This window comes from Pantoea anthophila (assembly GCF_006494375.1).
GTDB lineage: Bacteria > Pseudomonadota > Gammaproteobacteria > Enterobacterales > Enterobacteriaceae > Pantoea > Pantoea anthophila.
This window is the reverse complement of the sequence record NZ_VHIZ01000056.1, coordinates 80,296-106,013: the sequence shown is the minus strand read 5'-3', so window position 1 is coordinate 106,013 and position 25,718 is coordinate 80,296. Positions and strand designations below refer to the sequence as shown.

Genomic DNA, 25,718 nt, shown 5'->3' with positions numbered 1-25,718 from the left:
TGCGCCTCCTTTGCACGGGCAAGGGAGGCTCCTTTCACTCACGCTGTTGATCGCTGCATGCCTGCCACCGTTTCACGCGCCACCCTGATCGGGCTTATCGCCATTCTGCTCTGGAGCACCACTGTCGGCCTGCTGCGCAGTGTCAGCGAGGCCTTTGGTGCCACCGGCGGCGCGGCGCTGATCTACACCACCACCGCCTGTCTGCTCTGCCTGACCCGGGGTCTGCCCAGGCCAGGGGCGATGCCTGCGATCTATCTCTGGATCGGCGGCGCGCTCTTTGTCGGCTATGAGATGGCGCTGGCGCTGGCTATCGGACTGGCGAGCGATCGCCGTCAGTCGCTGGAGCTGGGGATGATCAACTATCTCTGGCCCTGCCTGACGATCGTGCTGGCGATCCCGTTTAATCAGCAGCGTTTCCGCGTCTGGCTGTGGCCCGGCCTGCTGCTGTCGCTGCTGGGTATCGTCTGGGTGATGAAAGGCAGCGGCAGTGGCGCGCCGGCGCTGCTGTGGCAGAACATGCTGCGCAATCCCGTCGCCTATGCTCTTGCCTTTCTGGCCGCCCTGACCTGGGCGCTTTATAACAATGTCACCCGTCGCTATGCGCGCGGTGCCAACGGCGTCACGCTCTTTTTTATCCTGACCGCGCTGGCGCTGTGGCTGAAATTTGCCGTCAGCCCGACGCCGCTGACCTTCGCGCCGCTGCCGCTGCTGGAAGTCCTGTTTGTCGGACTCTCCACCGCCATCGCCTACTCCGCCTGGAATCACGGCATTCAGCAGGGAAACCTGACGCTGCTGGCGACGGCCTCCTACTTTACGCCAGTGCTGTCGGCCCTGCTGGGATCGCTGTGGCTCGGCCTGACGCCACCGCTCGCCTTCTGGCAGGGCGTGGCGATGATCACCCTGGGCTCCCTCATCTGCTGGCTGGCGACACGGCCGCGCTGATCAGACGGCTGGCGATCATTTCACCGGTTTGTTATGCTGTATGGACAACCAGTAAATGGAGTCCACTTTGGTCAGACGTGCTGCCTCGCATCGCCTCGAACCCGACGCGAATGCGCTATATCAATATCCCGAACACCTGCGTGAGTGGCTGGAAGGCCTGCCGAATCACCCTGGCGTCTACACCTTCCACGGCGAGAGTGAGTCGCTGCCGCTCTATATCGGCAAAAGCGTGAATCTGCGCTCGCGGGTGATGTCCCATTTTCGCACCCCTGACGAGGCGAAGATGCTGCGTCAGTCGCGACGCGTCAGCTGGATCCCCACCGCGGGCGATCTCGGCGCGCTGCTGCTGGAAGCACAGATGATCAAAACCCAGCAGCCGCTGTTTAATAAACGCCTGCGCAAAAACCGGCAGCTCTGTTCATTGCAGATCACCCACGGCAAACCCGAAGTGGTCTACGCAAAGGATCTCGATTTCAGCCAGTCACCTAATCTCTTCGGGCTTTATCGCAGCCGGTTTGCTGCGCTGGAACGGCTCAAGCAACTCGCCGATGAGTATCAGCTCTGTCACGGTTTGCTGGGTCTGGAAGCCCTGAGTCCGCAGCGGGGCTGCTTCCGTTCGGCACTGCGCCGCTGCGCCGGGGCCTGCTGCGGTAAAGAGCCGGTCAGCGATCACCAGGATCGGCTGCTGGAAGCGCTGGAGAACGTGCGGGTCTTCTGCTGGCCGTGGCAGGGTGCCGTGGGGCTGGTGGAAGAAGGCAAACAGATGACGCAGATCCACGTCATCGACCACTGGTTCTATCTGGGGTCGGTCAGCAGCATGGAAGAGGCAAAAAAACTGCAGCGGCCCAAAGGGGGATTCGATCACGACGGCTACAAAATCCTCTGCCGTCCTATCCTCTCGGGTGACTACCCTATCCTGCCACTATAAAAAAACCGCCGGTGCTGTCCACTTACCTGCAGTGGACAGCACCGGCGGTCTCAGAAGTACCGCTTAGCTCAGATTATTCAGCCGGTGGTGCCGGTGGCGCCATGTTGCCTTCGCGCGGGCCTTTTTCGGTCAGGCGCTGCTCAAAGTTGGCGTTGTACTGTTTCTTCTGCGCCGGCGTCAGCACGTTATAGAGCTTGTTCTGGGTTTCCAGCATCTTCAGCGCATGCTCTTTACCGTTAGCAGACATCTTCTCTGCCTGCGCTTCGGCTTTGCTCTTATCGAAGCTGTCAGCCGCGATGATGTCGTGCATCGCACGGCGATCATCCTGTGACGGACGCTGCATATCTTTGTGGCTCTCTTTCATGATGTCGCGCATCTGGGTTTTCTGCGCGTCGGTCAGATTCAGACCATGGAACATCATCTCCATGCCGTGGCGCATTGGCGGCTTATGCATCGCTTTTTCGCTGCCGGCTGGCGGAGGCGTCAGGGAATCCGCGGCGGCATGGACGGCGCTGGCTGCACCAAACGCCAGCGAAGAAGCCAGTAACAGGGAAGTCAGTTTGCGCATAATAGTGTCCTTATGATTCATGATAATGACGACAGCACTCTGTCGCGTCTTCGGAAACAAGAATACGACGCTGAACGTCAACTACTCAGAGCCTGAGTAAAGCCGTGAAAGCATAAAAGACAAAAATCCGGCAATCATGAAGAGAATGAGAAGAAAGGCGTGAGGAATTGAAAAACTTTATGAATTTACAGCGAATTTCGCAGAAATCGTGGAGGAGTGTAAGGGTTTCGGCAGGAAAGCGGAAGAGGATCTCCCGCTTTCCTGCCGATTTTTAGCGCGGATTGCTGTAACCCGTCAGCTGCCCCCGTCAGAGAGGCAGCGCCTGGGTCTGTTCGCCCTCTTCAATCAGCATCAGGCCGGCACGCAGTCCGGCAGCAACGCCGGGATTCGGGAAAAGCACATATTCCCGTGCCTGCTGCACGTAGTAGCGGGTATCCCCATCCTCGGCCAGCAGCGTGCCCTGAGGAAAGGCGGTAAAGTTCAGCGTCTCCGGCGTCATATGCAGCCTGAAGTGCTCACTCAGCCGGGTGATCTGCTGCGCAACCCGATAGTGGCGCGGCTTCACGCGGGTGGCGGGCATGGGGTCACCAAACAGCAGCGCCGCCAGCGCCTGCTGTGCCGCACTGAACTGGCTCAGGTCGTTTTCGCCAAACGGCAGCGCCTTCCCCAGCTCCAGGGTGCAGCTGGCCGCACCGAAATGTTCACAGCTGAAATGGGTAAAGGTTCCGCCCGGCGCGCGATGAAAGACCAGCGCCTCCAGACCGGCAGCCGCCAGCCAGTCGAGAAACGCGGGAGGCCAGGGACGATCGTTTTGCGGCATGACGCCGAACTGCGGATGGTATGAGCCGCGAATCGCCGTGTGCATATCGAGATGCCAGCGCGTCTCATCGCATTCGCCCAGCAGCCAGAAGTTCTCCAGCGCCTGCTCCAGCCGCAGCACGCGGCGCGCCTCATCGCCATCGTCCACCTGCTGCCAGCGTCCGCCAAACAGCCGGTTAATATCATAACGGACATAGCGTTTGCCGGTACGCAGCGCAGAGGGATTGCCCAGAATCACCAGCATCCGCTGCTGTAGCGGCTTTTCACCGCGAAGCAGCGCATTGACCAGCTGATTCATGATTTCCACCGGGGCCGTTTCATTGCCGTGGATCCCGGCGGAGAGCACCAGCGCCTGCTTAACGGGCACAACCGGCTCCATCAGCAGGATGCCGTGATACAACCACTGCCAGCGAAGATGTGCCGTTTCACCCCTGCGCTTTCGCGGTGCCTCACCGGACAGCGTCTGCTGCAAAAAGTCCTGCATCGTTCCTCCTTTACGCCTCAGGCAGATGGCAGCCCGTGCCGCCATCGCCTTCACTGCTGAAATGCATACACATTTCCTAAGTCTAGCAGCTTCGTCAGTTCATCCAGCGCGTCACGACCCTCCCGCAGCAGCTGCGGATCCACCAGGTCGGCCTGGGTCAGCCGATCGCGGTAGTGGCGGTCAACCCAGCTGTTCAGGGCGGCGAACAGCCGATCGTTCATCAGCACGGCGGGATTGACGGCCTGCTGCTCCTGAGGCGTCAGCACTACCCGCAAACGCAGGCAGGCAGGCCCACCGCCGTTGTACATGCTTTCACGCAGATCAAACACCTTCAGATCCTTCAGCGGCCCATCCCCTTCCACCTGCTCGCACAGGTAACGCCAGACGTCCGGATGCTGACGCGACTCTTCCGGCAGCACCAGCATCATGGTGCCGTCGGGACGGCTCAGCAGCTGACTGTTAAACAGATAGGTGTCGACCGCATCTTTTACCGACACCCGATTGTCCGGCACTTCCAGCGCCACAAATCCGGGCACGCGTGCCCGAAGCTGCGCCAGCAGTGCAGGCTGATCGACAAACGCCTGCTGATGGCAGAAGAGCATCTGCTGGTTACTCACCGCGATCACATCGTTATGAAAAACCCCCTGGTCGATAACCGCCGGATTCTGCTGCGCAAACAGCAGGTGTTCAGGTGAGAGCTGATGCAGACGGGCGACCGCTTCACTGGCCTCGCGCGTCTGGCGCGCCGGATAGCGCTGCGGGGCTTTCCCCTCATGGCTGCTGTCACGGCCATAGACAAACAGCTGTACGCCCCGCTCGCCATAGTCGCCCCCCAGGCGGTTGTGATTTGCGGCTCCTTCATCGCCGAACATCGCCACCTGAGGCAGCGCATCGTGCACCGCAAAATGGTCTCTGTCGCGGAAGATGGCGCGCAGCAGCCCGGCGGTTTCCGGGGCTTCCATCGCGCGGTGAAATTTATTGTTCAGGTTGGCCACCGTCAGGTGAACCCGGCCATCACCGCTGTCGGCTGACGGCGACACGGTGGCCGCATTGGCGACCCACATCGCCGAAGCGGAACTGGCGGCAGAGAGTAAGCCCGGCGCGGTTTTCCCGGCCGACGCCAGTACCTGCTCGTCACTGCCACCGAAGCCAAGCTGGCGCAGCGCCGCGATATTAGGACGCTCATGCGGGGGGATCACCCCCTGCACAAACCCCATATCGGCCAGCGCCTTCATCTTCAGCAGCCCCTGCTTTGCCGCAAGACGGGGGTTCGAGGGCTGCAGCTGATTGCGGGTTGAGGCTTCGTTACCAAATGAGAGTCCGGCATAGTGGTGGGTCAACCCCACCAGACCGTCAAAGTTCGCTTCGGTGGCCTTCATAGCAACGTCTCCGGGGGTGAGAAATCCAGGCCTGGTGAAAGCGTGGCGGGCAGCGTCAGATCCGGCGTCTCCAGCGAGGCCATCGGCCAGGCGCAGTAGTCTGCCGCGTACCAGGCGCTGGCCCGATGGTTACCCGAGGCCCCAATGCCGCCAAACGGCGCGGTACTGGCGGCACCGGTGAGCGGTTTGTTCCAGTTGACAATGCCGGCCCGCGCCTCCAGCAGCAGCTGATCAAACTGCGCGCGCAGGGGGGAGATCAGGCCACACGACAGGCCGTAGCGGGTCTGGTTCGCCAGCGCTATCGCCTCGTCAAAGGTGTCGTAACGGATCACATTAAGCAGCGGGCCAAAAACCTCCTCATCCGGAATGCCCTGCACGCCGGTGATATCAATGATGCCGGGGGTCAGGATCGCGCTGTGGCGATCCGGCCAGCGCATCGCCAGCAGCACCTCGCCGCCCGCCTCCATCCGCCGCTGCCACTCCGCCATGATCTTCTCTGCCGCGCCGGTTGAAATCACGCTGCCCATAAAAGGGGGCGGTTCGGCATCCCAGGCCGCCGGCTGCAGCCGGCCTGCAACCTCTACCAGCCGCTGCAGAAACGCCTCTCCCGCCGCTCCGCGCTTCACCAGCAGGCGACGGGCACAGGTACAGCGCTGCCCCGCCGTAATAAAGGCGGATTGCAGCGTGATATTGACCGCCGCATCCAGGTCCGCTGGATCCTCGACAATCAGGGCATTGTTGCCGCCCATCTCCAGCGCCAGCATCTTTTCAGGCTGACCGGCAAACTGGCGATGCAGCTGATAGCCGGTATGGGCGCTGCCGGTAAACAGCAGGCCGTCGATCTGGCTGCAGCTGGCCAGCGCCTGGCCCGTTTCACGTCCGCCCTGCAGCAGCGCCAGCACACCGGCAGGCAGGCCTGCCGCCAGCCAGATCTGCACGGTTTTTTCGGCGGTCTGCGGCGTCAGCTCACTGGGTTTGAAGACCACGCAGTTTCCCGCCAGCAGCGCCGGCACGATGTGGCCGTTTGGCAGATGACCGGGGAAGTTATAGGGGCCGAACACCGCCAGCACGCCGTGGGGACGATGGCGCAGGGAACTTTCGCCCTGCTGCTGTTCACCGGTGCGGCTATGGTAAGCCTTCACTGAAAAGCCGATTTTATTGATCATCGCCGCCACTTCGGTCAGTGCTTCCCAGCGCGGTTTCCCGGTTTCACGCGCAATGGTGTCGGCCAGCTCCGCTTTTTGCGCGTCCAGACCGGCCGCAAATTTTTCGATGATCGCCTGGCGCTCCGCCAGCGGGCGGGTTGCCCAGCCCGGAAACGCGGCGCGCGCCGCCTCGCAGGCGGCGGCGACCTGCTCTGCCGAAGCCGCCTGCCCCTGCCAGAGCGGTTCCCCTCTCACCGGGTCCGCTTTCGTCAGGTGCTCTGCCTCACCGCTCTGCCACTCTCCCTTAATCAGGTGCGTCATGCTGTTTTCTCCTCTTTGCAGAGCGTCACCACGCGCAGGCTGTCGCCCGGCTGGCAGTGGAGCGCCCGCATCTGTTCGTCCGTCAGTTTTATGCTGTCACCGTCGGCATCTGCCGGGATCAGCGCCACACGGAACTGGCGGTAATGGTTATTGGCGACCAGGCAGAGCGGTGCATCCGCCGGATTTTCACCCCGCTCTGCGCCGCGCAGCCGGCTTTTGCGGATGGCGCGGATGCGGTCAATGTCGCACTCCAGTGTCGGGCCGCCATCAAAGATGTCGATATAGTTGAGGTAGCGGAAGCCCTCCGCTTCCAGTACGGCCCGGGCAGGTGCCGTCTGCGGGTGAACCTGCCCGATGACCGCCTGCGCCTCCGGGGTCAGATAGTCGATGTAGAGCGGATGTTTCGGCATCAGCTCGGCGATAAAAGCTTTCTGGCCGGTGCCGCTGAGGAAGTCCGCTTTGCTGAAGTCCATTGAGAAGAAGCGGCTGCCGACGCTCTCCCAGAAGGGTGAGTGGCCCTGCTCATCGCTGACGCCCCGCATCTCCGCGACTACCCGCTCCATAAAACGGTCACGGAAGTTAGCCATAAACAGGAAGCGTGATTTGGAGAGCAGATAACCATTTTTGCCGTCACGATACTCAGGGTCGAGAAACAGGGTGCAGAGCTCGCTGCTGCCGGTGTGGTCGTTACTCAGCGACAGGGTCGGCAGCGCGGCGTAGACGTTCAGCTCTTTCGACGCGTGCACCTGGGTGCCGACGCGGAAGTTATACCAGGGGTCCTGCAGGCCCACCGCCACTTCAATGGCGCAGATGCCCACCGCGCGATTATCTTCACTGTCGGCCAGCACAAAGACGTAGCCCTGCTCAGCGCGCGGCAGCGTATCCTGCCAGGTTTGCAGCGATCGATCGATTCGCGCCTGAAGCGTGGCGCTATCGACCGGCAGCGAGGTCAGCCCGCCGCCGGTTTTGCCTGCCAGCGTCATCAGCTGGCTTAAATCATCGCGTTCAACCGGACGGATTACCATCATGATGCGGACCCTCGTACCAGGCTTTCACAGGCCTCGGCAAAGCGTGCCATACCCAGCTTCACCTCCTGCTCGCTGATGTTCAGGGCCGGGGCAAAACGCACCACGTTCGCGCCCGCAATCAGCACCATGACGCCCATCTCAGCGGCAGCCAGGTTAATCGCTTTGGCTTTGCCGGCATATGCATCGCTCAGCACCGCACCTATCAGCAGGCCCAGCCCGCGCACCTCTTTAAACAGCTGCAGACGCTGATTGATCTCCGCCAGAGCCGAGACGATCCACTGGTGACGCTCTGTCACTCCCGTCATAAAGTCCGGCTGATTGACCAGTTCCATCACTTTACCGGCCACCGCGCCCGCCAGCGGATTACCGCCATAGGTGGTGCCGTGTGTGCCGACACCCATCACGCTCGCCAGATCGTTGCGCGTCAGCATCGCCCCAATCGGGAAGCCACCGCCGAGCGCTTTGGCGCTGGTCAGGACATCGGGTGTGACGCCGTAATGCATATAGGCATAAAGCGAACCGGTGCGGCCCACGCCGCTCTGCACTTCATCAAAAATCAGCACGGCCTGATGCCTGTCGCAAAGTTCGCGCAGTCCGCGCAGGAACGCCGGATCGGCAGGCAGCACGCCACCCTCCCCCTGGATGGGTTCCACAATCACTGCGCAGGTCTGGTCATTGATGAGTTCCGCCGCGGCCGCCAGGTCATTAAACGGGGCGTGCTGGATGGCAGGTGGCAGAGGCGCAAAATCCTGAGAGTAAGCGGGCTGTCCCCCGGCGGTAACGGTAAAGAGCGTGCGGCCATGAAACGCATTCTTAAATGCCACAATGCCACTTTTCTGCGGGCCGACCCGATCGTGGGCCACTTTGCGCGCCAGCTTCAGCGCCGCTTCGTTGGCCTCCGCACCGGAGTTACAGAAAAAGACCCGGTCAGCAAAGGTGGCATCAATTAACTGCTTCGCCAGTCGCAGGATCGGCTCATTGGTGTAGCCATTGCCGGTGTGCCATAAACGGGCGGCCTGCTCCTGCAACGCCTGTTGTAATGCCGGATGCGCATGCCCTAACGCATTCACGGCGATGCCACCGGCGAAGTCGACGTAGTCTTTGCCATTCTGATCCCAGACGGTTGAGCCCTCCGCGCGAACCGGGACAAATGTCGCGGGTGCATAAACCGGCATCATCCATTGATCGAAATCGTGACGTGAAACGTGCAGTGCCATAACCCATTCTCCTGCTTTCCCGGTCGGGTAAAGCTATTGTTTTAAAATTGTTAAGGGATGTTGTAATGCAGCCCTACTGTAGAGTGCAGTTAACGTGCCAGCCAGAGAATTAACTGCATAAAATCGTCACCCTGACGCAATATCAATAAGTTACACGCCGCTGTTATTCATTTTTTTTGCATATATAGTGAATAATTGTCTGATTGCAGCGGCAGAGCCGGGTTTTAAATAGCGGAATTATGCAATCGCGGGATGAAATATCGCTTTTGTGATCGCTGATAAACAATCACTCCGCAAAAGGCCCGAAGAGTGCCCTGTTTTAGCGCAGCCTGCCTCGCGACGGTGCAGGATGAGGCGCAGAATATTCATTGAGAGAGGATGACGACATGCCAGGATTTAACAGAATCTTTTCATTTAAGCGGGCAGACCGACGTCTGGCCTGATTATTTTTTAAGCGGATAAATAAAATGAAAACGATTTCTTCTGCATTATTCCCGGCGTGATGATTGGCAGCGGAATAACCTTTGAAATAAAGATGAACAGATATTGCTACGCAGGCTAATGGTTAGAATAAAACCCTTACCGCTTATTTGCATTAATGCTTTATCCATAATTTAACCAGCGGGATTGATGATTTAAAAACGTACAAACCGCCAGGGGCAGAAAAGCTACACCTAAAAATTAACCACTGATAATCATCACTTTTTTATTAAATTCGGTAAAATTCATCAGAAGAAATACTTATTACTCCAGAATTTAATCGTCTTTCAGACACGCATTTTTCTTTACTGAATATGCATATCACATTTTGTTACTTTTATTGCGCTTTGTGATTTTAACTTTTTGTGTCATTTTCTTTTCACCCCGCAGCCGGGGCATAATAATTAATGAATACAGGGTAATGAATAGATGATGAAGCGCACTTTACTGGCGGCTGTCATGCCGTTACTGCTCGGCCTCTCTTCAGTGCAGGCCGCAGAAATTTATAACAAGGATGGAAATAAGCTGGATCTGGTCGGCAAGATTAACGTGTCGCACCTCTTTTCTGACGACGATAAGAACAACGGTGATACCTCCTCTTATTCCCGCCTGGGTTTTAAAGGCGAAACAAAGATTACCGATCAGCTGACCGGCTACGGTTTCTGGCAGTATCAGTACAGCCTGCACAACTCAGAAGGCAGCGATGCGCAGAGCGGCAACCGTACCCGTCTGGGTTACGCTGGCCTGAAGTTTGGCGAAGCCGGTGCGCTGGATTATGGACGTAACTACGGCCTGGTGTATGACGCGCTGAGTTACACCGATATGCTGCCCTTCTTTGGCGGCGATTCCGGCTACACCGACGCCTTCCTCTCTGGCCGCTCAACCGGCGTGCTGACCTGGCGTAACAGCGATTTCTTTGGCCTGGTTCAGGGATTAAACGTTGCCGCGCAGTATCAGGGTAAAAACGATCGCAGCGCTAACACCGACGGCGTACGTCGTTCTAACGGCGATGGCTTTGCCCTCTCTGCCTCTTATGACTTCGATTTCGGCCTGAGCTTCGCCGGGGCCTTTGCCAGCCTGGATCGCACAACGGCGCAGAACGCCGCCCCACGCGGTGAAGGTGAAAAAGCGCAGCACTGGGCGACCTCAGTGAAATATGATGCGAACCAGGTTTATCTGGCCGCGATGTATGGTGAAACCCTGAACGCCACGCCGATCACCAACGGTTTCGCAAACAAGGCGCAGAACTTTGAAGCCGTTGCTCAGTATCAGTTCCTGAATGGTTTCCGTCCGTCTGTGGGTTACGTCTCATCGAAAGGTAAAGAGATTGAGAATATCGGCGACGCCGACATTGTCAAATACACCGCGGTGGGTGCGACCTACTACTTCAACAAGAATATGTCGGTCTATGGCGAATACCGCATCAACCTGTTGAAAGACAACAACCCGCTTAATCTGGCCACGGATGATATTACGGCCGTGGGTCTGATCTATCAGTTCTGATGCCCATGCGGCCCGGCACACGCTGCCGGGCCCGTTTTTTTATCGCTGTGCCAGCTGAGCCTCCGGGTCTGGCTCAATAACGGAGACGGCGGCTTCCTGGATGAATCCCTCTGCATCCGCCGACGCCAGCAGCAGTGTGGCCTGCTCAGCCGGTATCGGACGACTGAAGAGATAGCCCTGACCGTAGTCACAACCGCGCTTTCTCAGCCATCTCAGCGTTGAGACATCCTCAATACCTTCTGCGGTAATAATGACGTTCAGCTCCTGACAGAGCGTCAGCAGGGTTTCCACCACCTTGCGCTGCTCCGACCCGGTGACGATCCCGGCAATAAACGACTGATCGATTTTGATTTTGGTAATCCCCAGCCCCAGCAGCACCGACAGGTTGGAGTAGCCGGTGCCAAAATCATCCAGCACGACCCCAATCCCCTCCTCCCTGAGGCGTCTGATCGCCTGACGGGCATCGTCGGAGATCGCCATCACGTTCTGTTCAGTGATTTCGAGCTCCAGCATCACCGGCCCGGCCTGCTGCATAATGGCGGAGAGGCAGTTGGTCAGCGCAGGTCTCAGCAGCTGCTCCGGGGTGATATTCAGCGACAGACCGAGCCCGGCAGGCCATGCCCGCGTGGCGCTGACGGCATCCTGCAGCAGCGCCACGGTCAGGCTGTCCATCAGCCCGAGCCGCTCCACCACGGGCAGAAACTGCGCGGGTGCCACCGTCTGACCGGAGGCGGTGATCCAGCGCGCCAGGATCTCAAACCCGGTGATGTTGCCGGTGCGCAGCGAAACCAGCGGCTGCAGGAAAGGCACGATGGCATGCCCGCTGACGGCGGCGGCGACCTCATGCTCCAGCTTCTCCCGCTGCAGGAAGCGCAGCGCCATATCCGGCGTGAAACGGGCCAGACAGGCCTCTTTATTGCGCTTCGCCTCACAGAGCGCCAGATCGGCGGCCCGCACCACATCCTCCTGTCCCGGACAGTCAGAACTGGCAATACCGGCAGAGAGGTGCAAAACGGTATGCGGCCCGGTGCGGATGGATGAGGCATGCTCACAGATCCTGCCGGCCTCCACCAGCGCCTGCTCGGCCTGAGACGCCGCCATGACTAGGGCAAACTCATCGCCACCGATGCGAAACACCTGACTTTCCGTGCCAGCCGACGCGGTCAGCATCGACGCGAGCGCCACCAGGATAGTGTCCCCCTGACGATGGCCGTTGAGATCGTTGATAGTTTTGAAATCATCGATATTAAGCAGCGTCAGGGTATAGGGCATCCCACAGGCATCCAGCGCGGCGATATGCGCATTGAACGATCGGCGATTGAGTACGCCGGTCAGCGCATCGGTTCCGGCCAGCCTGAGCGCATTTTTTTCGGCCAGCAGCATTTTGCGGATCAGACCCGCAATCAGCAGCGCCGGAATCACCATCGCCAGCCCGGCGAAAGCGGTCGATGTCAGGATGAACCGTAAGCGTTCGCTGGTTTCAAAATCCAGGTTATAGCTCAGGCCGAGCAGATGAGCGAGGTGCGCCTCAAGCCCATATTCCCACAATGTGGAAAGTAAAAAGATGGTCGCAATATTCAGCATTGCGAGCCAGAAAAGTTTCAGGCGCATGCGTTAATTCCTGGTGATGAAAGGTGTCAGAGTGTTGTTTTAATTTTTCTGTAAAAAACCGGGGCGTGATGGTTAAACACGGTCTGCGCGTGGCTGACAATAATGACCCCTTTTTTTCTGCCTGGTACTAATCAGGCGTTCTCACTGGCTGTGTGACAGTGAGGCAGAGGATCGCTCCTGACCGGCAGGGGCAGAACTGATCACTCATACCAGTCAGGGATCTATCGGCAGCGGCGGGCGTTTTAACAGGTCCGACCGGATAAATTAATCCCCCTGCGGGGTTTCTTCCCGGCAAGTCACTGAATAGCACGGTAATAAATAGTGCTCAATTTAGTTAATAGCAACCCTCCAGAATTGCCGCTGACGGCCGATACCGTCTTAACTAATGACCCCTTCCGGAAAAACACATGAAAATCTCAACGCGTCTGAGTGCAGGTTTTGGTTTACTGATTTTGCTGTTAGTTATCTGTGCTGGCACAGCGATTCACGCCCTGGACAGTGCCCGCGATGGCATGAACGAGGTGGTGAATGTGCGGCTGAAAAAGTATCAGACGGTGCTCGATATGCGGGGCGGCGTCCGTGATATGGCGATTGCCGTGCGCAACCTTGCCCTGCTGACCGATCCGAAGGCGATGCAGCCTGAGTGGGAACGCCTGCAGAAACAGCGGGCGCTTTACATCAGCAACCGCGAAGCGCTGGCACGCATGATGCAGACGGACGCCGGGCAGGCCGGGCGGGAAGCGATGGACCGGATCGAGTCCAGCGAGGGTGCGGCCCTCTCCACGCTGATGACGGCGGGGAAACTGGGACTGGAAAACCGTCAGCAGGAGGTCACAGATTATCTGTTAAACGTCGCGCGACCGGCACAGCAAAGCCTGCTGAAGGCGATAAACGATCTGACCGAGCTTGAGATGCGCAGCAGCCAGGAGACCGTCGTGGAGAATGGCAACAGCATTGGTCGCACCACCCGCATACTGATGATCCTGACGGTCATCTCCCTGCTGGCAGCGGTCGCCACCTGCACATTCATTGTGCGGATGCTGATGCGCCAGCTGGGCGGTGAACCGATCCAGGCGCAGACGCTGGCGGCAGCGATCGCGGCCGGTGATCTCACCTCGCCGGTCACGCTGCGGTCGGGTGACACGACAAGCCTGCTCGCCTCACTGAACAGCATGCAGACACACCTGCGCAGCATGGTCACGCAGATTAAAGACGCCTCGGCGTCGGTTGCGCTGGCGGCCGATGAGATTTCCCAGGGTAACACGGAGCTCTCTTCACGCACCGAAGAGCAGGCCGCGGCCCTGCAGGAAACCGCAGCCAGTATGGAGCAGCTGACCGCCACGGTGAAAAGTAATGCCGCAGGCGCGCAGCAGACAGCGGGTTCTGCGCGCGAGGCAGCCATGCTGGCCCATGACGGCGAAGCGGATGTGCATCGTCTGGCGCAGACCATGCAGGAGATTTCGCTGAGTGCGGTCCGGGTCCGGGATATCACCGCGGTGATTGAAGGGATCGCCTTCCAGACCAATATTCTGGCGCTCAACGCCGCCGTGGAAGCGGCGCGCGCCGGTGAAGAGGGTCGCGGATTTGCGGTCGTTGCCGGTGAGGTCCGTTCACTGGCCCAGCGCAGCGCCACAGCAGCCCGTGACATCAAACAGCTGATTGAGCAGGCCGTGACGCAGGTCGAAGGCGGTGTGAGCGTCGCGGCGGGAACGGGTGAACGTATCCTGAAGATTGTCAGCCGCGTCGGTGAACTGGCCGATGCGATGGACAACCTCTCACTCTCCTCCAGCGAGCAGATGCAGGGTATCTCTCAGGTCAGCGTTGCGGTAAGTCAGATGGATGGGGTTACCCAGAACAACGCCGCGCTGGTGGAGGAGTCCTCATCAGCCTCGCAGTCACTGCTGGCCCAGGCGCGCGATCTGCGCGGCATGGTCGAGACCTTCACGGTTTAACGCTCTCCGGCAGACCACGCCGCACCGAACGTGGCGGGTGGAGACGTGCTGAACGCGCAGCCGCTTCAGCACGTTGTGCACCCGGCGTGGCTGCCGGTTGGGTTGACTTCAATTTAATTTGACTCAATACTGGTTTGCCTTTCCATCCGGGGGCAACGGAACCGGTTTCTTCCCGCCGCAACGGCCCCCGACAGAGCGGGTGCCTGACAGCGTAAAGCGAGGTGGCCGCCAGGGTTGCCAACCCGGAGCAACTGCGGTGCCCTTACAGCGGAGACGCATCAGGATGCCGCCCCCCGTCCCCGACTCAGAATGAGTAAACATATGAACGATGAAACCACGGGGATCTGTGAAACGCCGCCTGGCGCAGCACCGGAAACGATCGATCAGTTTCTCTGCTTTGCGCTCTACTCCGCCTCCCTCGCGATGACGAAACTGTATCAGTCACGGCTGAAGCCGCTGGGGCTGACCTATCCGCAGTATCTGGTGCTGCTGGTGCTGTGGGAAAAAGATCGCCTGACCGTTTCCGAAATCGGGGCGCGCGTCCGGCTCGACTCCGGCACGCTCAGTCAGCTTCTTAAGCGGCTGGAGAGTGCGGGCGTGATCTGCCGCCAGCGTGATACCGGCCAGGATGAGCGCCGGGTATGGGTCTCCCTGACCGAGCAGGGCCACCAGCTTAAAGTGACGGCGGCGGGCGTGCCGGCAGATATGATTTCGGTGATGGACACGGCCTGCCATGAGCTCGTCGATCTGACAGCCCAGGTCGCTACGCTGCGGGACAAATTAGTGAAGGCGTTGCCATGATGGCCGCACACATCAGGGCGGCGGCCAGCCCGGGCCTGCGGCATCGCTTCGGCAGACCGCTTTCAGAAAACATTCAGCAACACTGTTGCGCGGGGGTCGCCTTTGAGCACGAATAAACCGGTCGACATGGATGAGGTGCATGCCGTGGTCGGCCACGCGGTCGCCAGCCTGTTGAGGTCTGGCCAGCCAGCGGGCGCGGAGGAGATCCTGGCGTTTCTCCGGCAGCAGGAGGCGCGCTCCGTCAACGGCCAGAGAGATATCTATACCCATGCATTACGGGTGGTGATGGCCATCGTGCGCTGACAGACGCGCTGCCGGACGACAGGCTGACGGGATGCAGGCCCTGCCGGGCCGCTGTTGCGGCGGACTGTTCAGCCCGCCTTTTATGCGCGACTACTCGCCGTGTTCCGCCCGGGCAACCTCACGCACGGCGCTTTCAACCCGCTCCGAATCTTTCTGAATGCTGGCGATAACCTCGCCCGCCTCACGCATCAGGCTCACTCCCTGACCGGTACTTGCCAGCGACGTTTCAATGCCACGCAGCACCTCTCGCGCCAGTTCGTTATTGCCCGCCACAACCCGTTCGATCTCCTCGGTCGCGCTGCTGACGCTGGCGGCCAGGGTGCGCACCTCGGCCGCGACGACGGCAAAACTGCGGCCCGACGCGCCTGCCCGCGCCGCCTCTATGGCGGCATTGAGGGCGATCAGTCGGGTCTGCATAGCAAAACGCCGGATAGTTTCTACCATGCCATCGATGCTGGCAGACTGACTGTTGAGGCGCGAGACATCGGCTGACACATCGCCCATCTCCTGAGCGATCTGGCTGATCTTCTGAATGCTGTTTTCAATCACATTGGCCCCGGCCTGCGCACTGCCCCGCGTCTGAACCGCCATATTCCAGGCGTTCAGCGCCGCGTCATATTCCTGCTGATTACGCAGCACCTGCTCCGTCACATCGGTGGCGAACTTCACAATTTTGTCGAGCTGCCCGTCGCTGTTGAAGACCGGATTGTAGGTCGCCCTGAGCCAGAGCGGTTCGCCCCGCCGGTTGAGCCGGGGAAACTGCCCCGAAAAGAATTCCCCCTGATTCAGCCGCGCCCAGAACTGACGGTACTCCTCGCTCCCTGAAAGTTCCGCTGAACAGAAAAGCCGGTGATGCTGTCCCACCACCTCCGCAGCCTGATAGCCGGTGGCCTGGAGAAAGTTGTCGTTTGCCTCCAGCACAATCCCGTCAGGGCTGAAAGCGATCATCGCCATCGAGCGGCTGATCGCGTTTATGATGGATTCTTTCTCCAGCGACGACTGCATCCTCTCTGAGATATCGGCGGCAATCTTGATGATTTTGAACACCCGGCCGCGTCGATCGGTCACCGGAATATAGCTGGCCTCCAGCCAGACCGGGCGCATGCCGTTAGCCAGCCGCAGATATTTGTCGCTGAAGCTCTCGCCTGCCGCGAGGCGCTGCCAGAAACGCTGATATTCAGCCGAGTTCACCAGCGCAGGCGGACAGAACATGCGGTGATGCTGACCCATGATCTCCTCCGCCCGGTATCCCATCGTCGCCAGAAACAGCGGACTGGCCCGGCGGATAATGCCAGCCGGGGTGAACTCAATCACGGCCATGGCACCGCCCAGCGATGTGAACGACGCGGCAGCGTGCAGGCCACGCTGACGGATAAAAGAGGGAAGCAGAGTTTTCAGTACATTCAGGCGCATCAGCAAATCCGAAAAGGAGTGGGAACTGCTGTAGTTATCGGCATTTTCCCGTCACGCCTTATCCATTGCTGCGATAGTTGCGGCTGATGATTGCAACATGATGTTACTGCTTTTCAGCCCCCGCCCGGCTCAGGCAGAGCAGGCGGGACAACGCCGCCGCAGAGGCCGCGGAGGTGGTTACAGCGCCGCGCCGGGAGCCATCAGATCGAAGCGATCGTTCTGCGACACGTCATCCATCGGCATCGGTGGCGCAATCTTCAGAGTGATCCAGTTCGAGGTCACGCGCTGCTGTTTGCTGTCCTCCAGCGTTACCGACAGGCGATATTCGTTGCTGGCATCGGGTGACGGGTCCCACTGCGGCAGGATCACACTCCAGCCCTGCGGATCGGCATTGTTGGCAGGCGGTGTCAGGCTCAGTGCCTGCGTATCGCCCTGCCAGCTCACCGCCCGGATAGCATAACTGGCGCGCACCTGCAGCTTCAGCGGCAGACTCTCGCCACTGCTGAGCTGCCAGGGCGGGGTCGCCAGAAAGACCGACAGGGTTTTACGCTGACGGAAGGCGAGCACCGGCGTCTCACTGCGGGTCACCGTATCGTAGCGGCTGCCGCGCAGCGAGTGCGCTTCAGCGACGTTATCGGCATCAAGCTGGCGGCGCAGCGCCACGCCGAAACGGTAGTTGAGCTTCAGACCCAGCTGATCCTGGCTCTCGCCGGCGCTGCTGGTTTTGTGGGTGGCGGAGAGCGTCACCAGAGGCACCGGCGTGTAGGAGAGACCAAACGACATGGCGGAAGGGTTGTGATAGCGGTTGCCGCTGTTAAACAGATCGACATTCTCCCCCAGATAGCGCTGATAGCTCACGGAGACGCCGAGCTGCCGGTAGAACGGCAGATAGCTCTGGCTGGTGATGTCATAGCCGCGCGCCATCCGCTGCTGCCGGGAATCGCTCAGGTTTTTCCAGCCGGAGAGAGGCTGATAGTAGTTGGCGGAGAGGCGCAGCGAATCGCTCCACGCCTCTGTGCCGACCGAGGCGCGCTGCAGACCGCTGCTGAAGGTGCGGTCGACAAAGCCGTTGTAACCCAGCAGCCAGTTGCCCGCCTCCCAACGCTGGCCCAGTCCGGCATTGCCGACCAGCCCATCGTCAGTTTCGTGCAGGCCAAGCTGGCTGAAGGTGAGCAGGCTGTTTTCATCGGCCAGGGCGCTGAAGAGATCGCCGCCGGTGCCGGTGAAGTTACCCTCCATGTCCACTTTCAGATCGAGCTGTGCAGTGCCATAAGGCGACAGCAGCGACTGCCCTTCGCTCTCTACCCGTTCGGCCACCTCATCCCGCAGATGATTGAACGCCCAGATGCCCGCCTGCTGGCCAAACGTGACGTTGCTGTCGTTTTTGCTCGCCTCGCCGATACTTTTGGCAACGGCCGCCAGCTTTTTGCTCCACGCCTCCTCCTGATCGCTGACACTGCCGAGGGTCGGCAGGGCGTCGCTGTAGCGCGCAGGATCGTCGAATGGCGTCTCTGACACGGCGGTGTCGGTCTGAAACGCGTGCGCGGCGGGTATCGCGGAGAGCGACAGCGTGATTAAGGCGAGAAAACCCGTTTTCCGTATCATGTCACCTGGTAAATTGATTGATTCGTTGCTGCAACAAAAGCCAAATTATCAATCATTACCTTAACATATTGTGACGGCGATGCAGGACAGCAGCGGCAAAATGTGCATATAACAGAAAAGTCTGGCTGAAAAAGCCTGCCTGCGCGGCAGGCCAGCCGCATCCGACACCGTCAGGAGAAGATCAGACCCCCATCCACATTAATGGTCTGACCGGTGATGTAGCGCGCATCCTCGGAGGCCAGAAAGGCCACCAGTCCGGCCACATCCTCCGGCTGTCCGGCGCGCTTCAGCGGAATGTTGTTGACCCACTCCGCCATCAGCTCACCTGTGCCGTAGGTTTTCTTTTCGCTGCTGAGGATCGCTCCCCAGACCCGATCGTTATAATCCCACATCTCACTCTCAATGATACCGGGACAAAAGGCGTTGACCGTGATGTTCCACGGGGCCAGCTCCAGCGCCAGGCTCTGCGTGATGCCAATCACCCCCATTTTGCTGGCGGCATAGTGCGGCGTGTAGATAAAGCCCTGCCGTCCCTGCCCCGACGAGGTGTTGATCAGGCTGCCGCTGCGCTGCGTCACCATATATTTTGCCGCTTCACGACAGCAGAGCCAGACGCCGGTGGTATTGACCGCCAGAATCCGCTCAAAGTCGCTTTTTGGCAGCGTATCGAACCGGTCAATGGTGATGACCCCCGCATTCTGGATCGACACATCTATCTGACCAAAGCGTTCGGCGGCCTGCTGATAGAGCTGCTGCACCGCGGCTTCATCGGTCACGTCAGCCTGCAGCGCCAGAATCTCACTGCCATACTGCTGCCGCAGCTGGTCGGCGGTGGCAAACACCCGGTCCGCATTGGACACCATCACCAGCCGCGCCCCATCGCGGGCGAACCGCGCGGCGATACCAGCTCCAATCCCCCGGCAGGCACCGGTGATCACGACAGTTTTTCCCTGCTGTTTTCCGTTCATCATTACTCCTGTTACGTGTGACGCACATCAGTGAGGGGTGCCGGCTGCGGCTTTTTTTCATGGCGACGCAGCAGCACCACTTTGCTTTGCAGACGCTGCTGGAACTGATCAATCACCACGGCCGTGACAATCACCAGCCCTTTAATCACCATCTGCCAGAAATCGCTGACGCCCATCATCACCATGCCATCCGCCAGGAAGACGATAACGAAAGCGCCGATAATCGAGCCGGAGACGCGCCCGCGTCCCCCCGCCAGCGCGGTGCCGCCCAGTACGGTGGCCCCGATGGCGTCCATTTCAAACATGTTGCCGGTCATCGGGTGCGCGGTCTGCAGCTGAGACGCCACCACCAGCCCCACCAGCCCGGCGCAGAGGCCGGAAAAGGCGTAGACAAAGATTTTAACTTTGATGATCGGCACCCCTGCCAGCCGTGCGGCGGACTCGTTGCCGCCCGTGGCATAGATATAGCGCCCCAGCGGCGTTTTGCGCGTCAGGTAGAGTCCCAGCAGTAAAAAGCCGAGCATCAGCCAGATAGGCAGATAGACGCCCAGCAGGGTGCCGGACCCCAGCACGGCAAAGCCGGTGTTGCCCAGGGCGGGCAGCCCGACCAGATTGGCGTAGGTGCCGCCATCGTTAAACAGCAGCGCCGCGCCCCGCGCCACATACATCATGCCCAGGGTGCAGATAAAGGGCGCCACGCCCAGCCGGGTGATCACCGTGCCGTTAATCAGTCCGGCCAGGATGCCAAAGAGGGCTACCACCAGAATCACTTCGGGCACGTTGAGAAACAGCGTGTTGCCGCCCCATAGCGGAATGCCATTGGTCAGCAGCGCGCCCGCCACCATCCCGCAGATCCCGGCCACCGCGCCCACCGAGAGGTCTATGCCGCCGGTCAGGATCACCAGCGTCATCCCTATCGCCAGCAGCCCGGTGATCGCCACGTGCTGCGTCATGATCAGCAGGTTAGAGGGGGTGAGAAAGTTCGGTACCATCACGCTGAAAAAGCAGACCACGATCAGCAGCGCAATGAAGGTGCGCGCTTTGAGCAGGTACATGTAGAGCAGATATTTTTGGTTCATCAGATTCTCCGGCCCGCTTAATCCTGCGGGGTTGATGCCGCGATGAGGTGTTCGCGCGTGGCCGCTGCGCGGGGCAGATCGGCCGTTATCCGGCCATCGGCCATCACTAAAATCCGGTCCGCCAGTGCCATCACCTCATCCAGTTCGGAGGAGGAGAACATCACCGCCAGCCCCTGCTGCGCCAGATTGCCAATCAGGTGATAGACATCGGTCTTCGCGCCCACGTCGATGCCGCGTGTCGGCTCATCCAGCAGGACCACCTGCGGTCCGGTCATCAGCGCCTTACCCAGCACCACCTTCTGCTGATTACCGCCGCTCAGCGAGGTGACCGGCAGGTCGGGATCGCTGACTTTGATCGCCAGATGGCCGATCATCTCACTGACCCGCTGCTGCTCGCGACGCGGGTTGAGCCGCCCCAGCGCCCGACGAAAGCCGCGCAGGCTGAAGTCCGAGAGCGTCATGTTGGCGGTGATCGACATCAGTTCAATCACCCCTTCGCCTTTGCGATCCTCCGGCACCAGCGCAATGCCGCTTTTCAGCCGCTGCTGGAAGCTGCGTTTCGCCAGATCGCGGCCCGCCAGCCGCACCCGGCCCGACTGGCAGGGCATCAGGCCAATCAGCCCTTTAAACAGTTCTGTCCGACCGGCGCCGAGCAGGCCATAGATGCCGATCACCTCCCCCTTGCGCAGCGTAAAACTCACCGCATTCAGCCTGTAGCCTCCGTTCTGATGCAGGGCAGTCAGCTCCTCCACCTCCAGCACGGTTTCCCCCTGTGGGGCAGGCTGAAAGTCGAACTGTTTTTTCCGGTCGCCCACCATCTGCGCGATAATCCACGGCACGCTGGCGTCGCGCACCTCGCGCTCACTGATAAAGCGGCCATCGCGGAAAATCGTGATGTGATCGCCGATCTCCATCAGCTCCTCCAGCCGGTGGGAGATGTAGATAATGGTGACGCCGCGCCGCTTGAGCTGCTCAATGACGCTGAACAGCACTTTCACCTCCGACTGGCTGAGCGCGCTGGTCGGCTCGTCCATGATCAGCACCCGGGTATCCTTGGAGAGCGCCCGGGCGATTTCCACCAGTTGCTGATGACCGATACCCAGCTCGCCCAGCGGCGCAAAGGGATCGACATCCAGCTGCAGCCGCTCCAGCAGCGACTTCGCCAGCGCATACTGATACTTCTCGTTGATCACCCCGCGCTGGAAAAACTCGTTGGCGATAAAGATGTTGTCCATGACGTTCATGTTGGGAAACAGGTTCAGCTCCTGAAAAATGATGCTGATCCCCTGTTTCTCCGCCTGCTGGGTGGAGTGAAGCGACACCGGCCGGCCATCCAGCAGAATCTCGCCCGACGAGGGGGTCTCTACGCCGGCCAGCATCTTCATCATGGTGGACTTCCCGGCGCCGTTCTCGCCGATCAGGACATTCACTTTGTTGCGGTAAACCCGGTAGTTGACCTGATCGAGTGCGGTTACGCCGGGGTAAAGACACGACAGGTTGCGCGTTTCAATAATTACATCGCCGGGCTGTTGAGGTTGCTGCATCTGCCGCTCCTTATTGCCGGGAAATGGCGGCCGGGGTGATATCCGGCAGCTGTTGCGGAATGTCCCAGCTGCTGAACACGCCGGTCACCTTCACCTTATCGCCCACCTTCGGCGCGAACTGCTGCATCATCTGCGAGGCGTGCTGATTAATCGCCTTGCCGAAGTCTCCGAACAGCACCTGGTCGTTAAAATCCTGATAACCCGCGCCCCGGTAGCCATCACGCAGCGCGGTGCCACGGATGATCGGCCCGATCTGAATAGTGACACTGTCACCTGATTCATCCTTTACGGTCATCTTTCCGCTGCGTGAGGTGGTGTTGACTGCCGTGACATCGCCCTGTACCGAGACGCTGAAGATGCAGGGATTCTCCGCCTGAGTGCGATAGCCGTCGGTCTGACAGGCAGTGTCAAAATCTTTGGCTGACCGCATTGCGGTGAGCAGCGCTGACACGGGCCGCGCCTCCGCCTGGAGCTGCGGCACCAGCTTCTGCTGCCAGAGCTGGTCAATATCAGCCATCTTCGGGTTAGGGGGATTTTTCAGGTCAGCCAGCTCCTGCTGCGACACAATTCGGCAGCCACTCAGCAGCGTGACCACCAGTGTCAGCCAGACTCTTCGGGACATCTTCTTCTCCCAGGCGCCCGCCAGCGCAGGCGCGGCAGCGGTTAATTACGACTTGTAGTTGAAGTCCTGAACGCCTTTGGCATTCTCCGGGGTGATCAGAATGCCGCGGAACATCACCCGCTGTTTTTCCGGCTTCACTCCTTTCTGAATGAAGTTGTCGAGATCGGTCACCCCTTCGGCGGCAATCGCCTGCGCCTGCAGCATGACGGTGGCTTTCAGCGTGCCGGCTTTCACCGCATCGCGTTCGTCGTTGCTGCCGTCAATTCCGACCACAATCACATCGTCACGCCCCGCCGCTTTCAGTGCCGCAATCGCCCCCAGCGCCACCGGACCGTTGCCACAGATGACCCCTTTTACATCCGGGTGCGCCTGCAGGATGCTGTCCATGATGCGCTTGCCGTCGATCAGCGTGCCTTTGGCATCCTGACGCGCCACGCTCTGCATGTCGGGATATTGATCCAGCACCTGATGGAACGATTTCGAGCGTGTCACGCAGTTGTTATCCGCCAGGTTGCAGGCGAGTTCGGCGTACTTACCCTTTTCACCCATCTTTTCCACGAAGACGTTGGCCACGTCTGAGCCGGCCTGAAAGTTGTTGTGGGTGATCTGGGCCAGCGCCACGTCATCCACCGGAATTTCACGGTTGATCAGTACCACCGGGATCCCGGCATCTTTGGCTTTTTTAATGGCCGCCACGCTGGCAGTGGAGTCAGCGTTATCGAGCACGATACCCTGCACTTTTTTACCAATCGCGGCGTCGATCAGTTCGCTCTGCTTCTTCACATCTTCACCATGCGACAGCACGGTGGTTTTGTAGCCCAGCTCCTGCGCTTTGACATTGGCCCCTTTGGCCTCTGACGCGTAATAGGGATTATCGAGTGAGTTAACCAGGATCATAATGGTGCCTTTTTCGGCGGCAAACGCCGCCTGCGAAACCAGACAGGCAGCCACGGCACTACACAGCAGGGTACGGTTTTTCATGATGTTCTCGCTTATCGTTATGTCAGGGTGTTCATTCCCGGGTGTCAGCGTGGCGTTACCAGATGGTGAAGCCCCCATCGATCATCAGGTCCGCGCCGGTAATCATGTCGCTGCCGTTGCTGGCGAAAAAGAGCACGGCGGCGGCGATCTCGTCGGTGTAGGCAAAGCGTCCCAGCGGGATCAGCTTTTTCATCTGCTCGCCCTTCTCGCCGCGCCACGCTTTTTCGCCCATTGGCGTCAGCACCACGGTGGGCGACAGGGTGTTTACGTTGATACGATGCGGGGCAAACTCTTTCGCCATGACTTTGGTCATGCCGAGCAGGCCCGCTTTGGCTGAGGTGTAGGCGACATGGTTGTCGATAGCGATCGAGGCAGCCTGCGAGGCGATATTGATAATTTTGCCGCCCGCACCCGCCCGGATCATCTGTCGTGCAGCCGCCTGTGAGCAGAGAAAAGGCCCGGTGAGGTTGACGGCGATCTGCTTCTGCCACTCGGCAAAGTCAGTCTCCACCACTGGCTGCAACATCACGTAGCCTGCGCAGTTCACCAGAATGTCGATGCGGCCATAGTGGGCAACCACCGTCTCAAAGGCGGCGTCGACAGAGGCGGGGTCGGTGACGTCACAGCAGACAAACCGGACCCGGTCAGCGGCAAAGTCCTTCTGCAGACTGGCAACCTTCTCCGCTTCAAACGGCGGATAGAGCAGTGCCAGACGCGCGCCCTTCTCCAGCAGCATGCCGTTGGTGGCCATCGCAATCCCGCCCAGCCCGCCGGTCACGACGGCCACTTTGTCACCCAGATTCAGGGCGGTATCCACGCCGTAGCGCAGGTTTACGTCATATTCACCACTCATCCCACTCTTCCCCTCAGATTTTTGCTGATGCCGTTGGCCTACTCATTTTCGAACAAAAATATATGCTATCGAAAAGAAATGATATGTGGAGCAGATCAAATTTCGACCATCTCACAGCCCGCGCCGCTTATCTGATTGAAAAGGCGTGATCTGGCTTGCAGTAGTGAAATAAAGCCTGACAGGCGCGATCCGGAAAGCGTGAGAGATTCAACAACCTGTCTGCTTTTTATTTTCATTCGAAAATCAATGGCGCGCCGGGCTATCTCGCATTCAGAAAAAGGGCGCGTTAAACTCAGCCATAAAGAGCCTGTTCGCCCGACCCGGCAGGTCACTGGAAAAGGGAGCATTTCGATTGAAAAGCAAAAGTGAGCAGTTCGCTGACATGCAGCAACGCCGCGAGAAAATTCTGGAGATGATCCGTGAGGATGGCACCGTCACGGTTAAAGCCCTGACGGAGACCTTTGGGCTGACGGAGGCCACCCTGCGCAGCGACCTGCGTATGCTGCAAAAACAGGGGTTTGTACAGCGCTATCACGGCGGCGCGACCCTGATGACCGGTAAACAGAACAGCGGTGCAATGCTGCTGGAGCGGCAGACACATCTGGAAGAGAAAGAGGCAATTGGCCGACTGGCGGCGCAGCACATCGAAAATGGGGATACGGTGATTTTCGATTCCGGCACCACCACCACGGCCATCACTGATGCCCTCAGCCACATCCGGCGTCTCTCCGTGGTAACGACCGCGGTGAATATCGCCCTGAAGCTGGGTGGCGAGCCGGGGATCAACATCCTGCTCACCGGGGGCACCTTTAAATTTCCGACGCTCTCCACCTCTGGCGAAAAAGCGGCCAGTTTCTTTGAGAACGTGCTGGCTGAAAAACTCTTTCTGGCCACCGCCTGCATTTCGCCGCGTCTCGGCCTGAGCTTCCCCAGTGAAACCGACATCAAGGTAAAACTGGCGATGATCAAATCGGCCAGCACGGTTTACGTGGTCGCCGATTCGAGCAAAATTGACAAAGTATCGATGTTTGCGCTGCCCTGCGACTGGAGCCACATTCACTATCTGATTACCGACAGCGGCATCAGCCCCGCTCAGGTCAGCGCGTTCGAAGCGCTGGGCGTGAAAGTGCTGGTGGCCCCTCTGCCCATGAAACGGGCGATGTAACGGATTA

The 25,718-nt window shown here is 59.5% G+C and carries 22 protein-coding genes; 7 read left to right on the top strand and 15 right to left on the bottom strand.

The window, feature by feature from the left end; genetic code table 11:
* The first annotated feature begins 57 nt into the window (after positions 1–57).
* Together yddG and cho are read left to right on the top strand one after the other, a co-directional pair.
* Positions 58–942 (top strand): aromatic amino acid DMT transporter YddG, encoded by an 885-nt coding sequence (gene yddG / locus FJW00_RS17755; protein WP_009090564.1) that lies wholly within the window; start codon positions 58–60, stop codon positions 940–942.
* Positions 943–1,009: 67 nt separating this feature from the next.
* Positions 1,010–1,870: an excinuclease Cho gene (gene cho, locus FJW00_RS17750; protein ID WP_009090566.1), complete on the top strand. Its 861-nt coding sequence runs from the start codon at positions 1,010–1,012 to the stop codon at positions 1,868–1,870.
* A gap of 73 nt (positions 1,871–1,943) precedes the next feature.
* Here cho and spy read toward each other — a convergent pair whose 3' ends face one another.
* The 6 genes from spy to FJW00_RS17720 form a co-directional block, all read right to left on the bottom strand.
* Positions 1,944–2,438, bottom strand: a complete 495-nt coding sequence (gene spy / locus FJW00_RS17745) for an ATP-independent periplasmic protein-refolding chaperone Spy (protein WP_009090567.1) — start codon at positions 2,436–2,438, stop codon at positions 1,944–1,946.
* A gap of 307 nt (positions 2,439–2,745) precedes the next feature.
* Positions 2,746–3,741 carry a succinylglutamate desuccinylase gene (gene astE, locus FJW00_RS17740; protein WP_009090568.1) on the bottom strand — a complete coding sequence of 332 codons (996 nt, stop codon included), beginning with the start codon at positions 3,739–3,741 and terminating at the stop codon, positions 2,746–2,748.
* Positions 3,742–3,791: 50 nt separating this feature from the next.
* Positions 3,792–5,120 carry an N-succinylarginine dihydrolase gene (gene astB / locus FJW00_RS17735; protein ID WP_140925177.1) on the bottom strand — a complete coding sequence of 443 codons (1,329 nt, stop codon included), beginning with the start codon at positions 5,118–5,120 and terminating at the stop codon, positions 3,792–3,794.
* Positions 5,117–6,586 (bottom strand): succinylglutamate-semialdehyde dehydrogenase, encoded by a 1,470-nt coding sequence (gene astD / locus FJW00_RS17730; protein WP_140925175.1) that lies wholly within the window; start codon positions 6,584–6,586, stop codon positions 5,117–5,119. The genes astB and astD overlap by 4 nt, the downstream gene beginning before the upstream one ends.
* Positions 6,583–7,614, bottom strand: a complete 1,032-nt coding sequence (gene astA, locus FJW00_RS17725; protein WP_009090571.1) for an arginine N-succinyltransferase — start codon at positions 7,612–7,614, stop codon at positions 6,583–6,585. Before astA ends, astD begins: the two co-directional genes overlap by 4 nt.
* Positions 7,611–8,831 carry an aspartate aminotransferase family protein gene (locus FJW00_RS17720; RefSeq protein WP_140925173.1) on the bottom strand — a complete coding sequence of 407 codons (1,221 nt, stop codon included), beginning with the start codon at positions 8,829–8,831 and terminating at the stop codon, positions 7,611–7,613. The genes astA and FJW00_RS17720 overlap by 4 nt, the downstream gene beginning before the upstream one ends.
* 909 nt (positions 8,832–9,740) lie before the next feature.
* Here FJW00_RS17720 and FJW00_RS17715 point away from each other — a divergent pair.
* Positions 9,741–10,814: a porin gene (locus FJW00_RS17715; RefSeq protein WP_046101710.1), complete on the top strand. Its 1,074-nt coding sequence runs from the start codon at positions 9,741–9,743 to the stop codon at positions 10,812–10,814.
* Positions 10,815–10,853: 39 nt separating this feature from the next.
* On the opposite strand, the gene FJW00_RS17710 is transcribed toward FJW00_RS17715, so the two are convergent.
* Entirely contained in the window at positions 10,854–12,425 is a 1,572-nt protein-coding gene (locus FJW00_RS17710) for a putative bifunctional diguanylate cyclase/phosphodiesterase (RefSeq protein WP_140925171.1), read from the bottom strand.
* Positions 12,426–12,832: 407 nt separating this feature from the next.
* On the opposite strand from FJW00_RS17710, the gene FJW00_RS17705 reads away from it, so the two are divergent.
* The 3 genes from FJW00_RS17705 (at position 12,833) to FJW00_RS17695 (ending at position 15,481) form a co-directional block, all read left to right on the top strand.
* Positions 12,833–14,377 carry a methyl-accepting chemotaxis protein gene (locus FJW00_RS17705; protein ID WP_140925169.1) on the top strand — a complete coding sequence of 515 codons (1,545 nt, stop codon included), beginning with the start codon at positions 12,833–12,835 and terminating at the stop codon, positions 14,375–14,377.
* 321 nt (positions 14,378–14,698) lie between these two features.
* Positions 14,699–15,178, top strand: coding sequence for a MarR family winged helix-turn-helix transcriptional regulator (locus tag FJW00_RS17700; protein ID WP_255461685.1), 480 nt, complete (start codon positions 14,699–14,701; stop codon positions 15,176–15,178).
* Between the two features lie 102 nt (positions 15,179–15,280).
* Positions 15,281–15,481, top strand: coding sequence for a hypothetical protein (locus FJW00_RS17695; protein ID WP_111207460.1), 201 nt, complete (start codon positions 15,281–15,283; stop codon positions 15,479–15,481).
* Positions 15,482–15,571: 90 nt separating this feature from the next.
* Here the strand turns inward: FJW00_RS17695 and FJW00_RS17690 are convergent, their stop codons facing one another.
* The 8 genes from FJW00_RS17690 to FJW00_RS17655 form a co-directional block, all read right to left on the bottom strand.
* The gene (locus FJW00_RS17690) at positions 15,572–16,894 is read right to left on the bottom strand and encodes a methyl-accepting chemotaxis protein (protein WP_140925167.1); all 1,323 of its coding nucleotides are present in this window, start codon (positions 16,892–16,894) and stop codon (positions 15,572–15,574) included.
* 177 nt (positions 16,895–17,071) lie between these two features.
* Positions 17,072–18,499, bottom strand: coding sequence for a YchO/YchP family invasin (locus FJW00_RS17685; protein WP_140925164.1), 1,428 nt, complete (start codon positions 18,497–18,499; stop codon positions 17,072–17,074).
* Between the two features lie 170 nt (positions 18,500–18,669).
* Complete coding sequence (locus FJW00_RS17680) at positions 18,670–19,467, bottom strand: glucose 1-dehydrogenase (protein WP_058956587.1); 798 nt, start codon at positions 19,465–19,467, stop codon at positions 18,670–18,672.
* A gap of 11 nt (positions 19,468–19,478) precedes the next feature.
* Complete coding sequence (locus FJW00_RS17675; RefSeq protein ID WP_009090581.1) at positions 19,479–20,546, bottom strand: ABC transporter permease; 1,068 nt, start codon at positions 20,544–20,546, stop codon at positions 19,479–19,481.
* Positions 20,547–20,563: 17 nt separating this feature from the next.
* Positions 20,564–22,090, bottom strand: coding sequence for a sugar ABC transporter ATP-binding protein (locus FJW00_RS17670; RefSeq protein ID WP_140925162.1), 1,527 nt, complete (start codon positions 22,088–22,090; stop codon positions 20,564–20,566).
* A gap of 10 nt (positions 22,091–22,100) precedes the next feature.
* A complete protein-coding gene (locus FJW00_RS17665; protein WP_140925160.1) occupies positions 22,101–22,712 on the bottom strand; it encodes a DUF2291 family protein in 612 nt (203 codons plus the stop codon).
* A 45-nt stretch (positions 22,713–22,757) separates the two neighbouring features.
* Complete coding sequence (locus tag FJW00_RS17660) at positions 22,758–23,693, bottom strand: D-ribose ABC transporter substrate-binding protein (RefSeq protein ID WP_140925158.1); 936 nt, start codon at positions 23,691–23,693, stop codon at positions 22,758–22,760.
* 55 nt (positions 23,694–23,748) lie between these two features.
* Positions 23,749–24,546: a GolD/DthD family dehydrogenase gene (locus FJW00_RS17655; protein ID WP_009090586.1), complete on the bottom strand. Its 798-nt coding sequence runs from the start codon at positions 24,544–24,546 to the stop codon at positions 23,749–23,751.
* Positions 24,547–24,898: 352 nt separating this feature from the next.
* On the opposite strand from FJW00_RS17655, the gene FJW00_RS17650 reads away from it, so the two are divergent.
* Positions 24,899–25,711: a DeoR/GlpR family DNA-binding transcription regulator gene (locus FJW00_RS17650; protein ID WP_046101701.1), complete on the top strand. Its 813-nt coding sequence runs from the start codon at positions 24,899–24,901 to the stop codon at positions 25,709–25,711.
* Positions 25,712–25,718 lie beyond the last annotated feature (7 nt).

Coding starts and splice junctions, on each gene's coding strand:
- yddG (WP_009090564.1), top strand. CDS start 58: ATGCCTGCCACCGTTTCACGCGCCACCCTGATCGGGCTTATCGCCATT.
- spy (WP_009090567.1), bottom strand. CDS start 2,438: ATGCGCAAACTGACTTCCCTGTTACTGGCTTCTTCGCTGGCGTTTGGT.
- astE (WP_009090568.1), bottom strand. CDS start 3,741: ATGCAGGACTTTTTGCAGCAGACGCTGTCCGGTGAGGCACCGCGAAAG.
- astB (WP_140925177.1), bottom strand. CDS start 5,120: ATGAAGGCCACCGAAGCGAACTTTGACGGTCTGGTGGGGTTGACCCAC.
- astD (WP_140925175.1), bottom strand. CDS start 6,586: ATGACGCACCTGATTAAGGGAGAGTGGCAGAGCGGTGAGGCAGAGCAC.
- astA (WP_009090571.1), bottom strand. CDS start 7,614: ATGATGGTAATCCGTCCGGTTGAACGCGATGATTTAAGCCAGCTGATG.
- FJW00_RS17720 (WP_140925173.1), bottom strand. CDS start 8,831: ATGGCACTGCACGTTTCACGTCACGATTTCGATCAATGGATGATGCCG.
- FJW00_RS17715 (WP_046101710.1), top strand. CDS start 9,741: ATGATGAAGCGCACTTTACTGGCGGCTGTCATGCCGTTACTGCTCGGC.
- FJW00_RS17710 (WP_140925171.1), bottom strand. CDS start 12,425: ATGCGCCTGAAACTTTTCTGGCTCGCAATGCTGAATATTGCGACCATC.
- FJW00_RS17705 (WP_140925169.1), top strand. CDS start 12,833: ATGAAAATCTCAACGCGTCTGAGTGCAGGTTTTGGTTTACTGATTTTG.
- FJW00_RS17700 (WP_255461685.1), top strand. CDS start 14,699: ATGAACGATGAAACCACGGGGATCTGTGAAACGCCGCCTGGCGCAGCA.
- FJW00_RS17690 (WP_140925167.1), bottom strand. CDS start 16,894: ATGCGCCTGAATGTACTGAAAACTCTGCTTCCCTCTTTTATCCGTCAG.
- FJW00_RS17685 (WP_140925164.1), bottom strand. CDS start 18,499: ATGATACGGAAAACGGGTTTTCTCGCCTTAATCACGCTGTCGCTCTCC.
- FJW00_RS17680 (WP_058956587.1), bottom strand. CDS start 19,467: ATGAACGGAAAACAGCAGGGAAAAACTGTCGTGATCACCGGTGCCTGC.
- FJW00_RS17675 (WP_009090581.1), bottom strand. CDS start 20,546: ATGAACCAAAAATATCTGCTCTACATGTACCTGCTCAAAGCGCGCACC.
- FJW00_RS17670 (WP_140925162.1), bottom strand. CDS start 22,090: ATGCAGCAACCTCAACAGCCCGGCGATGTAATTATTGAAACGCGCAAC.
- FJW00_RS17665 (WP_140925160.1), bottom strand. CDS start 22,712: ATGTCCCGAAGAGTCTGGCTGACACTGGTGGTCACGCTGCTGAGTGGC.
- FJW00_RS17660 (WP_140925158.1), bottom strand. CDS start 23,693: ATGAAAAACCGTACCCTGCTGTGTAGTGCCGTGGCTGCCTGTCTGGTT.
- FJW00_RS17655 (WP_009090586.1), bottom strand. CDS start 24,546: ATGAGTGGTGAATATGACGTAAACCTGCGCTACGGCGTGGATACCGCC.